Genomic DNA, 12,552 nt, shown 5'->3' with positions numbered 1-12,552 from the left:
AGCATAAATAGTTTTATGCTAAAAGCATTGGGTTGCTATAAGAACCCACAACTCAGTTTCAATAAAAAACCTTAAAAATCAATTGCATTATTAATTTTTAGAAGATGAAGCTTTGTTGTTTTATGTCATACCTCTAGAGGAAAGTGGCCAATTATAAGAAAACATATAATTTATAAGAAAAAATATAATTGCATATAATTGGTGTATTAGAAGAGTGATGAATCATTTTTTGTGGTTTTTTAGATATTCATACAGACCACAAGTGTCTGGGAAGTCCAGATCGTACTTTTAATAGTACTATTAAAAGGAAAAAAGAGGTGAGCTTATGAGTGTTGTTACTGCTAATGATTTAAAAACTAAGGGTGTGTCTGCAATTGAGGCCGGTTTGTTAGAAGATGAAGAAGTTATTATCTCTGTCCGAGGTAGAGATACATATGTCGTGATGGATTTGCATAAATACTCTAAGTTCAGAGAGTATGAGCTTGAGATTGCCTTACTAGAAGCTAGGGCTGATATTGAGGCTGGACGTTATTGTGAAAGCTCTGTGAATGACCATATGCAGCAGATAATAAATGGACTATAGGTTCATTTTTCCTGATAGCTGGTATGGACCCAGTTTCCTAGACAGTTAATCATCATTGTACTTATCAGTCATGTTAGGGAAGAGATATGAGCACTAAACGAAAAAATTATGCCGAAAAATGCATCGATATTCATGATATTGAGAGCAGTCTTGATCGTGTTTTGAATGATTCAAAAGGTAGTCCAGTTGCTATTATGAAGGATGGTAATCCCGTATTTTACTGTATTCCCGCTGACACATACGCGGCAATTCTAGAATTAGTTGATGCATCTGAAATGAGAGAGTTGAATGAAAGAGTTCATCAATTGGGTCTAGAGCTGTTTGGTGACGAAGACAAATGGAAATCATGGATTAAAGCACCTGCACTAGCGTTAGGTGGTAAGTCACCAGAGTCGATTATGGCTACTAAAGAAGGAATAAATAGAGTAAGAGATCTTATAGGGCAGATTAGCCACGGGGTTGTTGTTTAAATCAGCTGTGTAGTGATCAGATAAACTGCACATAATTACACGTTGGTTTTTTTTGATTGTAATGAACTAAGACGTGATTAGTATTGTTTAGGCTCTGATCCATCAAGACTGTTAGTGTTGCCGTCGTTAAATTGATAGCAGTCTGTCGTTTATTGAAATCATCAAACTCTGCTGCCTTATCCTCATACCGTGCAATGACATCAGTCCTGGGGCTGAAATACTAGCAGACTATAGAAAAGCTCCTGATAAACCTTTGGTTATAGAAAGCTCTACTGGGATAATAGTCTTATCTTTGAATGGCGTAGGGGCAAACCAGCATTACAACATCATAACGGCCTACAGTCGCTTTTCTCATCCTGGTACTGTTATAGCCACCATATAGACGAAAAAAAAGAGCATAAGTCGTATGCTCTTTTAAAAATAATTTAGTTCGTGGCAACCTTTTAGCACTAGGGTTCAAGGCGGTCATCACAGGATGACCTAACTAAGGACAGTAACTAGCCTGACTCGTTACTGGTAGCTTAAAAATGAAGCGGTATTGCCAGGAACCCCTAACTCCATAAAGCCCTTCTACACTTTGAATTATATCTCAAATGTACATTTGTACAAATGTATTTTTGTACAAAAGGAGTTAAAAGGGATATATATGGGTTAGTTGGTATCACGGTGATATATCACCGTGATACTAACATGCCTTTCAAATTTAAAGCCGGCACTAAGACCGGCTCTATTACTAGCTAGAACTCAAACGGGGGGAATCTGCCCAACTCCTGAACCCACTCTATAAGTGACTTTACAGTCTCACAAAGAACGCGAGAAGCTGGCCAAACTGGACAGCGAGAAAGCCCAGGCCGAACAGCAGGGCGACCAGGACAAGGCCGCCGAGCTTTCCAGCCAAATGCACCGCACCCGTGCCGAGCTGCACGGACTGGAAGCACAGGCCGACTTGCTGGCCAGTTACCAGGGAGAAGGACAGCACGAACCAGAGGAACGCGAGGAAATGGAGGTAAGCAGTACCAGCCGCACGGTTTACCAGCGTGGCGGACGGCCTACCACCTTCCGCAGTTCCATCTATGACGTGGCCGACCGCATGGGCATGAACGAAGTTTAGGCAACCTACACTCAACGCAGATCCCAATAAAATTTTTTTCATTATGAGTACTTTTCCAGGTTAAATTAAATGTAGACGGTTTAACCGTCTAAAGAGATTGACTGATCCACCCAACTGGCACTCGTATGACTGGTGTAAATAACCAGTTTCTGAGCGGCTTTAGCCTGTAATAAAAGCGTGCTCACCTGATGACTACGCTCTGGATCCAATCCTGTACAGGGCTCATCTAAAAGTAAGATTGGAGGAGAAGAAAAATAAGCGTGAAGCAACATAAAACGCTGTAGTTCACCACCAGAGACATCACAGGCATAGCGAGAGAGTAAGCTAGGAGAGAGGTCCAGCAGTCTTAGTCCGTCGAGTACTGTCTTTGTGGGGACTAGAGCAAACCAATCCACAAGTTTTTCGCGAGGTAGTACGGTAGGATGTTGCCCTACGTACGACATTAATCGTGAGCGTAGAAATGCAAAGTGGGCGGGTGTCATTGTGCTTGGTGTGAACTGCTGATCGTGGGTTCGTATGCACAAGTGTGCCGTTCCTAAGCTTCGACTTCCCCAAATTCGTGAGAGCAAAGTCGATTTTCCTGAGCCTGACGCTCCCCAGATCTGTACTATCTGCCCTGTTTGTGCCGTTATGCGAAGTGGCCCATGATGTATGCCATTGCCTTCATACTGCAAAATCACAGTTGGTTTATTCATTAAATCATTGCCTTAACAAGAGCTTGGGCGATGAGATGCTCAGGCTCAGTAAGCAAACGATCCATAATGGATTCGCTGACGATGCGGCCTTGATCCATCACGATGGCCCGATCAGCAATGAGTCGAGCTAGACGTAAGTCATGAGTCACAAACACCATGGCAGTCTGTGTTTGGTTTCTCAAATTAGAGAGCACATCTAAAAAATCTGCTTGAGCGACTGAGTCGAGACCAGCAGTGGGTTCATCTAAAAATAAAATGCTCGGCTGATGGATCATGGCCGCAGCGATTTGTACGCGTTGGCGCATCCCTCCCGAAAAGTTCTTCACTGGCTCATGTAATCGTTCTGGACATAAACCAAGTCGCTGGCCCCATTTTTGTGCTTGTTTGAGTGCATCAACCGCACGGTTGTCACCTAAATCAAAAAGACGACGTACGATATTAGTGGCGGCACTTTGTCTCAGGTTTAGGGTTGTGCTGGCATCCTGAGCCACATAGCCACACGCCCGCCGACGTAAAAGGTTAGTTTGATAAAGACTGGTACGTAGTAAATCCTGGCCTAAAAGGGAAAGAGCCTGACAGTTGTTAGATAGCTGTCGTCCAGCAAGTATATTCAGAAGACTTGATTTTCCAGCACCTGAGGGGCCGACTAAAGCGAGAACCTCGGAAGGATAAAGCTTGAGGTGACAATCCGACAAAATACGGTGCCCAGCTATTTCAAGTGAGATAGCCTGTGCTGTCAGCACGGGATCTGGCAAGCTAAACATGAGCGCGCTCCTTGCATGCTTCGGAGTCGGAACATACCCAATGGGGGGTGTTTGACGTACCAATATTATCCAAATAATGAATAGATGAGCCGCAGATACAACATGCTATATCGACTTTTTTCAGGCTAGCAGGCAGGTCAACAAAAGCTAAGTTTGCTAAGGGTGTATAGGCAGGCAATGCATAAATTCGTCGCTCGCGTGCGGCGCCAAAAATCTGAATAGCAGGCATCATCGCCATGCGGGGGTTATCCATAGCAGGAATAGGCGACGGTGACATTAAGACCCCATCATTAACAATCACAGGGTGGTCGTATCCTAAGCACGCCTCATCTTGTTGCAACCATGTTTCAAATAGAGCGCTTAACACGACACCGTAATCATGATGTGCGTGCCGTGTCAGTGCTTCGGCCGCATCATTAATAAATCCACGTAGAGGGTCAGGTCGAGGAACTTGGTACACCACAATTTGCTCTTCCCGCAACGGGCTTTCAGGGACTCGCTGACGCGTTTGAATGAGAGTAGCCTTTGAGCTTGTTGTCGTAATTGATATGTTTGCCGTTTTAGTAAAAAAATCCCCGATATTCAGGGCATTAACGGTATCATCCGAACCATGATCGACTACCTTTAACGTGTCATTCGGTTCTAATAAGGCAGCGGTAATAGCCATGCCTCCTACCCCCCAACCATAGGCAATGGGTAGCTCAGGAGCTGAGAAAGGTATTTGACGTCCAGGTAGACAGAGTGCTTTTAGGGTTTTACGACGTATTTCTTGTTTGGACGGTAGATCAAGGTAGGCATAATTCATATTTCCTCCTTAGCCTGAACTCGGCGTAAACGCGCTAAATCAGCATCAAAGTCAGAGTAATGAGGTAATTTCAAATGGCTGACATAGCCGGATGCAGCGACTCCGTCGGTATGCATGAGTGCATCACTGGTAGCACCCTCAATTTTAAAGTGCTGATCTACGATTGCCATGGCGACGGCTTTACGCTCGTTAGCTCCAAAAGCAATACCAAAACCCGCTTCTAAATGTGGAGATGAGCTAAAACTTGGAGCCACAGTAGTGCAGGCAGTTAACTCAACCTCACCAATGGATACGGTTAAATTGAGGTCTTCCAGCTCTACGAATATTTCAACGCTCCCTCTCATTAATTGCGCTACATAGGGATGACTCGTTGAGGCTTTACGCAAACTCTCGTAAGCTAATCCAGTTAAGTAGCCTTCTTCGCCACGAGCGAGATGAGCGAGACGCTCGCAAGGATCAGGTAAAGAAGGCAAAACAGTTCGCGTAATGTCTATCGGAGCTTTAGATATTTCGGTGCGGATAAGATCTGCGTACAGTGGCTCAGAGCTAGAGGGCGATGAGGGAGCTGTTATCACTGATTTAGGTAACTCGCACTGAGGGCGAGAGTGTTCTAAATCCATATTCAGTAAGCGGTGGGTGTAGTCGTAAGTGGCGCCTAAAATTTGCCCTCCAGCCAACTCTTTTTGCGTGGCGGAAATGTGGCGACTGTAATGCATTGTTTTTAGATCTATGTTTTGGCTTGAGCCAAAATTGGCTAATTGCGCGCGATGAGCACGTACGAGAAATACCGCTTCGGCAATGTCTCCCTGAGCTTGCTTAAAGGCAATAGCAGCAAAACGTCGATCGTATAAGCCCCCCTCACTCATGATCCGATCAAGAGCTAACGACATTTGTGCCATGATTTGATTAATTTCAATCTCGGGGATTGTGTCGTCGCCTCGGCGACTCCGTTCTACGGCTATACGGGAAGCAGCAATTGCTTGTTCACCACCCTTTACTGGTACGTACATTAAATGATCTCCAAAGTTAAGTGACGTGGTAATACAACCAGCTGCGTGTCAGCGCATAGTAGTAGGTCCACTCCACGCGGGTAATCGGCACGAAAAGCAATATGATCAATGACTACATTTTGATGTAACCCTGAAAAATATAAAGTGTGTGGTTTGTTGAGTCCTGCACCGGTGGCTCGTATAGCAAGCCCCCCGTTTGTAGGTGATATGGCGGCTATTTCCATGACAAGGGTTGCCCCACTTTCAGGCGCCTCACGGCTTCCTGCTGGAATATGTTGTAAGTGATGCCGTTGAGAACCTGCAAAAACCCATTCGGGAGTTTGGCTCAAGATTACGCCTGTATTCAAAATACGGCTTGTTAATTCCTTATTTTCCACCTCAATAGCTACCGTCGTTTGGCTGTCTAGAAGGCAGTCAACGATGCAATGAATAGCACGCTCTTCTAGTTGCTGTATGCGCATTGGGTAACCAAAGGCATGCAGTAGTCGCCGATAAGTACGCGTCTGCCGATGTAACTCATCGTCATGTCTGTGCTCAGATCGTAAAGGTATTTTCATGATTCTAAGTTTTTTGTGTGGTGTAGAAACGTACAGAAGTAGCAGCCGTCAGCTGCTCCCTCTCAGCCTTTTTTAGCTCTAACTGTTGGCGTATAGGGTGCAGCACCAGCTCACGTTGGTGGGAGGGGGCCGTTTGTAGAAAGGCGTCTAGATAGGCCGCTAACTCCGCTTTGCGTAGATCGGAGCCCAAATGTACTGCGTAACCTTGAATTTTCCCAATAGCGATTACGCAGCGAGTACAAGAAGCCTCACCAAACTGAAATGACACTGAGGCCTTACAAGCTTGTGTATTGAGCTGCACCAACCCCGTTTCAGGGCCAGCGAGTTTTTGTATAGGCACACCCGGATTGTAAGTAGCCCAGATATTTTCCAGATAATCTCGGTTAGCTCGGGCAAGTAGCCCGAGCCAAGTTTGGCGTTCTTGATTCATGGCTATGACTTATTACGATAATACGGTAGCGTTGTAAATATCTTCTGCGGGCTGGACTAACAAGCGTTCTCCCATTTCGAGCTTCATTTCAGCCAAAATGATCTCTTCTTCTGGTGAGCGGTCTTTCTTGCGTGCTAACTGAATGAACTCGGGGCGTACGTGTCCGGGACGGATGGTGATTTCAACAGCGGTGCCACGGTACTCGAAACGGAAGTAATAACGACCACCGGGGGACTCTTCTTCTTCGAGCCCTACTGAGTTATCAACAATGTAGCGACCCTCAGTAAGACCGCGGGTAACAAACTCAATCGCATCTCTACCCCCTGGGCCTCCAAAGGCTGTGACACAGCGAATTTCACGTCGTTCAGGCAAACGACCATTATCTAGCAAGGGCCAGGCTCGCTGCATAACTTTTAGCCCGTGGGCTACACCACCCGGATAACCGGCACCGTGGTATTTTAATAACTCATCAAAGTGGACTGTAAATTCATGTCCATTTTCCAGATAGGAGATTGTATCGTTACTCATTGTATTTACCTTTGTTTAGAGGATAAGAAATGGGCATATCTTGATCCGGTTCACGTATTCCAAAAACCGGGCAGATTGTGCTTTGAAAATGTTCTCCCGTTTGCACCATTAGACGGCGTAGTCTGACGTTGTATAAACGGGATAACTCAGACTCGGTTAACAGCTCATCAGCTGGACCAAATTTAATCTGATCGTTGGTGTGCATCAGCAGTACTTTGTCTGCGAGATGCAGAGCGTGTTGCGGATGGTGAGTGGTAAAAACGACCGAATGGCTACGTACTCGGCGTAACTCGAATAAGACGTTAAGCAATAAGTCCTGATTAGCTAAATCTAAAGCTGAAGCCGGCTCATCAAGTATGAGTACCTCAGCACCAGTAGCTAAAGCACGAGCAAGCAACACTAATTGGCGCTCGCCGCCGGATAGAGAGCCATATAAACGATAAGCAAAATGCCCTCCGCCTACTTTTTCCAATGCTTCAAGAGCTAGCTTACGATCCCGCTGTGAAGGAAGGCTGAACATGGGAAGCAAGGCGGCTCGTGCCATGAGTACCACATCGAGGCAACAATGGTTTTCACTACCGTATTGGTATTGAGGTACATAGCCGATGAGGTGGGGTACCTGCCGTTGTCCTTGATCTAAACGTTGTGAGCCTAATAGAGCTTTTAGCAACGTAGTCTTACCGCGTCCGTTTGGGCCCAAAATGGCCAACGTTTCGCCCTTTTGTACGTTAAAACTTAAATCCTGAAAAATCACACGTTCACTAAAACGTACGCACGCTCCAGTTAAACTGAGATGAGAGGTAAAGACGGTTTGCATGATTAAGCCCTTTCACGTCGACGAGTGCATAGTAAGTACACAAAGACGGGGGCGCCAACTAGAGCTGTGAGTACGCCTAAAGGAATCTCTGCAGCAGTTAAACTACGAGCCAACGTATCAGTCAAAATCATGAAAGTGGCACCCAGCATAAGACTCGTGAAATAGAGCCGGCGGTGATCTTCGCCTACTAACATACGAGCAAAGTGTGGGATTACGAGTCCTACCCACCCCACTACGCCCGATGCGGTTACGCAGGCGCCGATAATGATAGAAATCAACGCGAAGACGACCATCCGGGAGCGTGCAACATGGATGCCAAACGACTTAGCTTCGTCGTCACCCATAGCGAGTACAGCAATGCGATAGCGCATTCTATTCAGTAGGTAAATGCTGGCAATGAGTATAGGAGCAGTTTGTGCAAATTTTTCCCAACTCGCCGTTGCAAAGCTTCCCATCAGCCAAAAGACGATGGCAGGTAAACTCGTTTCTGGATCCGCGGCATATTGAACTAACGAAATACCTGCTGCAAATAAAGCATCAATAACAATTCCAGCAAGCACAATAGTCATCAAAGTACGACCCGCCATATTTGAAATCAGCACTACTAAAAACAGAGCAGCAAATGCTGATACAAACGTAGCCCCCATCAGTAGCGGCCCCCCTACTCCAGCCAAAATTGCCAGTGATCCTCCTAATGCTGAACCTGAGGATAAACCTAGCACTTTAGGTGAAACGAGAGGGTTACGAAATAAGGTTTGTAAGGCTACCCCGCAGATGGCAAGCCCAGCCCCACATACTCCTGCCAATAATATGCGCGGCAAGCGTACATTCAAGATCACCAACGCATCCATATGCTGTGAGTTATCACCTCGTAAGGCTGCATATAGGATGGCTACAATCTCATCTAGCGCTACGCTGTATCGACCTACTGATAGCCCGATTAGCACAGTCGCTATAAGCAGTAGGGACAAAAGAGGCCAATGACTAGCACGCCAAGTGCTCAGGGTAACTGGCTCAACCATTTCTGAGGACGAGTGAATCGATCGCGTATATGTGTTCATTGTTTACGAAACTCTTGATAACCGTGACTGTCGCCGTTCATAGCAATACGCAGAATTCGATCTATCTGCTCATCCGATAGGTCAAAGTTATAAAGTAATTTGAAGCCTTCTTTTAATTCGTGACGTAGATCAAAAGAGAAAATATCGGGATGAGTAAGATTGGCCAGCCACATCCATGTGTAGGGGCTTTCATGGGAAGCACTATCCCAGATATATCCACCTTGAGGTGTCTTATAAACGCGTTTTTGTACGGCGGCATTTAAGCGAGAAAGTAATGGGTCGTCGTATATCACTTCTAATCCAGCATCCGTCTCTGCTGCGGAAAGTAAGATAATATCTGGGTTCCATTCAAGAATCTGTTCCACGCTAACAGTGCTTTGTACGCCAGCTCCTTGAGCTACATTTTTAGCGCCAACCAGCTCGATGAAGGTCTGTTGATAACTTTTCTCACCAGTAGCAGTCAACCTGGATTTGGCAGAGCGCAAATGCAAAATGCTTGGTGTTGCATGAGAGCCTACTTGTTTTAAACCAGTAGTAATTTCACTTTGTACACGGTCACGCCAATCAATAAGCTTTGACAGTTTTTCAGTATTACCCGTGATATAAGCCACCATTTTGATATTGGCTCGGGCCTGCTCTTCTGTACCCGCATTGCCACCGCCTACCATTAGAGCAACGGGCAAACCTGCATTGCGAAGTGGAGCTACGATATCATCGCCGCGCTCACCCCACTGGATGACTAAATCCGGTTTAAGTGCTGCGATGGCCTCTACGTTGGGCATCCAACCACCGTTTTCCGACAAAATGTCACTGGAGATATCAACAGCTTCAGGAAACATAACGCTCATCATACCGCTCTCAAAGGCTCGTTTAGAGCCCTCATTCATACCCACTAACAGCTCGGTAGAACCATCTATTGCGATGAAGGTAGCTGCAGCTGGTTTGGGCAGAGTAATGATACGTCCAGGAGGGGCTTCTAACTTAATTTCCTGTCCGGTTACATCAGTAAAGTTAAATTCTTGCGCTGACAAGTTACCTGATAACAAAGTTGTCGCTACTAGCACGGCAAAGCAACGGGGTATTGAGGTCATAACCCCTCCAATTGAGAATGAGATTGACTATAATTTTGATTAAAAATATTATAGCCAGTGTTTCATCAATTGGAATCGAATGTTTTATGACGGTGCGTGAAGTAATTTCGAACAAGCTAGCAGCAGTGTCTGTGCGTGACTTGCTTTTAGTTGAGGCCGTCGCAATGAAACGTAGTTTTCGTTATGCGGCCATAGACATGGGTATTTCGACCTCGGGCTTGTCTTATCAAGTAAAAAAAGTAGAGGAAATTCTCGGACAGCCCATTTTTGAAAGGGGGAGTAAAATAACACCCACTGCCTTTGGAAAGGAAGTTTTAGACTTAATCGCCGTAATTTTAGAAGGCGTGACTCGGCTTGAGGGGTTACGTGATGATGGCTTAGCTCTTCCCTTTGGGCAAACCTTACGTATTGGAGTGATTTCCTCACTGGCACCGGATAACTTGTTACGGATTATCCAGATTTGTGCTCACCGTTCAGGTAAAACTAAAGTCGAGTTGGTTAGTGGCAAGCATCAAGGTCTGTTACGGCGTTTACAGAACCGTGAAATTGATTTGCTAATTAGTGCAGCACAGTCGGTTCCTGAGGGGATGGCATATACAAGCTTATTCAAGGAACACTTTGTCTTACTAGTGCGAGCCGATAAACTTCAGCCTGAACTCCATCCTCTTATGCTCTGTGAGCCTGGATTACTACCACTTAGCGAGGATGATTTTGTTCCATCGCTAATTACTGAAGGCTTAAGTAAATTATTAAGCTCCGGCTTGACTCGTACATATGGCCTTGGTGTTGAGCATCGAATGGCTTTAGTTGCCGCAGGTTATGGTCATGCATTATTGCCGTATGGCTGGGTAAGAGATGTACATTTACCGGATCATTTAGCAGTGATGGAGCTTCCTCCCGCTTTATCGGCAGAGCGTGAATTAGGTTGCTTTTGGCGTCACTCATACATGATGGGGAGTCAAATTTCTCAGGCTTTTAGTGAAGCATGGTAAGCATGTTTCTGATGCAGGAGTATTTAAGATTTTACTGAAAAAAGGCATTGTGCATCAAGGTGCGCTTACGCATTGATTTTGTGGTCTGCAAACATTCGGATCAGCCTTCGAGCGTCATCATGCTTGACGCTCGTTGTAACAGATAAGCAAGGAAAGGCAATTCCTGTCGCTTTGAAAGCACTCTTGATTTTTTTTCCAGTTGCGCTCGTCGGGAGGAATTCGACATAGCGCAAGTGCCAATGCAACTAATCTATTTATAATTTATTCTCAACAAAAAAAATCCAGTATGCTTTTTCACAGCATAACTGGACCGATTTCAGTTTACAACTATTTTGTCTAGTTTAAGACTTTATCGTCATAGTTTAGATCTATTTTGTTCAGTTTAAGACTTTATTGTCTGCCCACAACCGCCAACCCGTGCGACTGGCTGGCCGTGATCGAGTGACCCACCAGGCCCGGCAGCAGGCCGGGCAGGCTTACGCATAATCAGACCCCCCTCTAAGACCTACGCATAATCACCCCCCCAGCCGATGGCCCCAGGGTTCCGTTAAATCGGCCCCCCAGGGCTGCCCGGTGTCGCATAACTCCTAACTAATGAGACAGTGAGGAATTACCGGAAAGTGTCGCTTAAATGTGTTCCATAAGTTATATTCTTTCATAACCATTTAAAAAAACATAGAATGCAACAAGGTGAGCAGATGGAAATGAGAGATACAGACACCCCCGACCTGTTCACGGGGCGTATGACGTTCGGATATGCCCGCGTCAGCACCAAGGCCCAAGACTTCGGCGGGCAGGTGGAACAGTTGGAAGCGGCAGGCTGTAACCAAGTGTTTGCCGAGAAGATCACCGCAAGGCACCAAAACCGCCCAGAGCTGCAAAAGATGCTGGCCAAGTTGCGGGCCGGTGATGTGGTGATAGTCACCCGGCTGGATCGACTGGCCCGCAGCACCCGCGACCTGTTGACGTTAGTGGAACAGATACATGAAGCCGGGGCAGGGTTTAAGAGTTTGGCGGAGCCGTGGGCCGACACCACGACCCCAGCCGGTAAAATGGTTCTGACCGTATTTGCAGGCATAGCGGAGTTTGAGAGGGCGTTAATCAAGGAGCGCACCGACATAGGTAGAGCGGAAGCGCGAAAACGGGGCGTTTACATGGGGCCGCCAGTGAAGATGACAGACGACAAGAAAGCCGCCCTTTTGGAGTTGCTAGCGTCAGGCAAGACACCCACAGAGGCCGCCCGGATATTTGGTATCCATCGCTCCACGGTGTACCGGATCACTATTCAGGAGGAAAAGAGAAAACTAAACGATAAAACCAGCTAATCCAATGCACGGGTTAAGGAAACTGCGATTAAGTCCCCAATATGAGACAATGCCGATCTGACCATTACCTCAAGACCGAATGACATGAATCAGCTTTCCTTCGCCGATACCGAATTTACCAGCAAACGCCGCAAGACTCGCAAAGAGCTCTTCCTTGGTCGGATGAATGAGCTGATTCCATGGCTACAGCTCGAAGCTCAGATTGAGCCGTTTTACCCAAAAGCTGGCAATGGTCGGCGTCCATACCCTCTCGCTACCATGCTGCGCATTCACTTTATGCAGAACTGGTACAACATGAGTGATCCAGCGATGG

Annotated in this window: 16 protein-coding genes; 5 read left to right on the top strand and 11 right to left on the bottom strand. The window is 46.2% G+C overall.

What is annotated here, in order from left to right:
• Window positions 1–325: 325 nt before the first annotated feature.
• Together C0J08_RS21045 and C0J08_RS21040 are read left to right on the top strand one after the other, a co-directional pair.
• Entirely contained in the window at window positions 326–583 is a 258-nt protein-coding gene (locus C0J08_RS21045; RefSeq protein WP_212653830.1) for a type II toxin-antitoxin system Phd/YefM family antitoxin, read from the top strand.
• Between the two features lie 86 nt (window positions 584–669).
• Entirely contained in the window at window positions 670–1,053 is a 384-nt protein-coding gene (locus C0J08_RS21040) for an antitoxin Xre/MbcA/ParS toxin-binding domain-containing protein (protein WP_212653829.1), read from the top strand.
• Window positions 1,054–1,846: 793 nt separating this feature from the next.
• On the opposite strand, the gene C0J08_RS21035 is transcribed toward C0J08_RS21040, so the two are convergent.
• The 11 genes from C0J08_RS21035 to C0J08_RS20985 all read right to left on the bottom strand — a co-directional run bounded on the left by C0J08_RS21035 (window position 1,847) and on the right by C0J08_RS20985 (window position 9,922).
• Window positions 1,847–2,206, bottom strand: coding sequence for a hypothetical protein (locus C0J08_RS21035; protein ID WP_212653828.1), 360 nt, complete (start codon window positions 2,204–2,206; stop codon window positions 1,847–1,849).
• A gap of 38 nt (window positions 2,207–2,244) precedes the next feature.
• On the bottom strand, window positions 2,245–2,859 hold the full coding sequence (locus C0J08_RS21030; protein ID WP_016239123.1) for an ATP-binding cassette domain-containing protein: 615 nt from the start codon (window positions 2,857–2,859) through the stop codon (window positions 2,245–2,247).
• Window positions 2,859–3,623, bottom strand: a complete 765-nt coding sequence (locus C0J08_RS21025; protein ID WP_016239122.1) for an ATP-binding cassette domain-containing protein — start codon at window positions 3,621–3,623, stop codon at window positions 2,859–2,861. The genes C0J08_RS21030 and C0J08_RS21025 overlap by 1 nt, the downstream gene beginning before the upstream one ends.
• Complete coding sequence (locus C0J08_RS21020) at window positions 3,616–4,428, bottom strand: alpha-D-ribose 1-methylphosphonate 5-phosphate C-P-lyase PhnJ (RefSeq protein ID WP_212653827.1); 813 nt, start codon at window positions 4,426–4,428, stop codon at window positions 3,616–3,618. The genes C0J08_RS21025 and C0J08_RS21020 overlap by 8 nt, the downstream gene beginning before the upstream one ends.
• Window positions 4,425–5,438, bottom strand: coding sequence for a carbon-phosphorus lyase complex subunit PhnI (locus tag C0J08_RS21015; protein WP_019282992.1), 1,014 nt, complete (start codon window positions 5,436–5,438; stop codon window positions 4,425–4,427). Before C0J08_RS21015 ends, C0J08_RS21020 begins: the two co-directional genes overlap by 4 nt.
• Window positions 5,438–5,995 (bottom strand): phosphonate C-P lyase system protein PhnH, encoded by a 558-nt coding sequence (locus C0J08_RS21010; RefSeq protein WP_029388398.1) that lies wholly within the window; start codon window positions 5,993–5,995, stop codon window positions 5,438–5,440. The genes C0J08_RS21015 and C0J08_RS21010 overlap by 1 nt, the downstream gene beginning before the upstream one ends.
• Window positions 5,996–5,999: 4 nt before the next feature.
• A complete protein-coding gene (gene phnG, locus C0J08_RS21005; protein WP_021565143.1) occupies window positions 6,000–6,425 on the bottom strand; it encodes a phosphonate C-P lyase system protein PhnG in 426 nt (141 codons plus the stop codon).
• Window positions 6,426–6,437: 12 nt separating this feature from the next.
• Entirely contained in the window at window positions 6,438–6,833 is a 396-nt protein-coding gene (locus tag C0J08_RS21000; protein WP_226981137.1) for a hypothetical protein, read from the bottom strand.
• A gap of 112 nt (window positions 6,834–6,945) precedes the next feature.
• Window positions 6,946–7,770, bottom strand: a complete 825-nt coding sequence (locus C0J08_RS20995; protein WP_016239116.1) for an ABC transporter ATP-binding protein — start codon at window positions 7,768–7,770, stop codon at window positions 6,946–6,948.
• A gap of 2 nt (window positions 7,771–7,772) precedes the next feature.
• Window positions 7,773–8,831, bottom strand: coding sequence for a FecCD family ABC transporter permease (locus tag C0J08_RS20990; protein ID WP_029388397.1), 1,059 nt, complete (start codon window positions 8,829–8,831; stop codon window positions 7,773–7,775).
• Entirely contained in the window at window positions 8,828–9,922 is a 1,095-nt protein-coding gene (locus C0J08_RS20985) for an ABC transporter substrate-binding protein (RefSeq protein WP_212653826.1), read from the bottom strand. Before C0J08_RS20985 ends, C0J08_RS20990 begins: the two co-directional genes overlap by 4 nt.
• An 86-nt stretch (window positions 9,923–10,008) precedes the next feature.
• On the opposite strand from C0J08_RS20985, the gene C0J08_RS20980 reads away from it, so the two are divergent.
• From C0J08_RS20980 to C0J08_RS20970, 3 genes are all read left to right on the top strand, one after another.
• Window positions 10,009–10,914 (top strand): LysR family transcriptional regulator, encoded by a 906-nt coding sequence (locus C0J08_RS20980; RefSeq protein WP_086961197.1) that lies wholly within the window; start codon window positions 10,009–10,011, stop codon window positions 10,912–10,914.
• A 698-nt stretch (window positions 10,915–11,612) separates the two neighbouring features.
• Window positions 11,613–12,239, top strand: a complete 627-nt coding sequence (locus tag C0J08_RS20975; RefSeq protein WP_249344412.1) for a recombinase family protein — start codon at window positions 11,613–11,615, stop codon at window positions 12,237–12,239.
• An 84-nt stretch (window positions 12,240–12,323) separates the two neighbouring features.
• A partial coding sequence (locus tag C0J08_RS20970) for a transposase (RefSeq protein ID WP_212653825.1) occupies window positions 12,324–12,552 on the top strand: 229 nt, incomplete at its 3' end.

Origin of the sequence: Marinomonas sp. CT5, assembly GCF_018336975.1 — a bacterium.
Taxonomy (GTDB): Bacteria; Pseudomonadota; Gammaproteobacteria; order Pseudomonadales; family Marinomonadaceae; genus Marinomonas.
The sequence above is the reverse complement of the archived record's forward strand: the minus strand, read 5'-3'. Positions and strand labels throughout refer to the sequence as shown.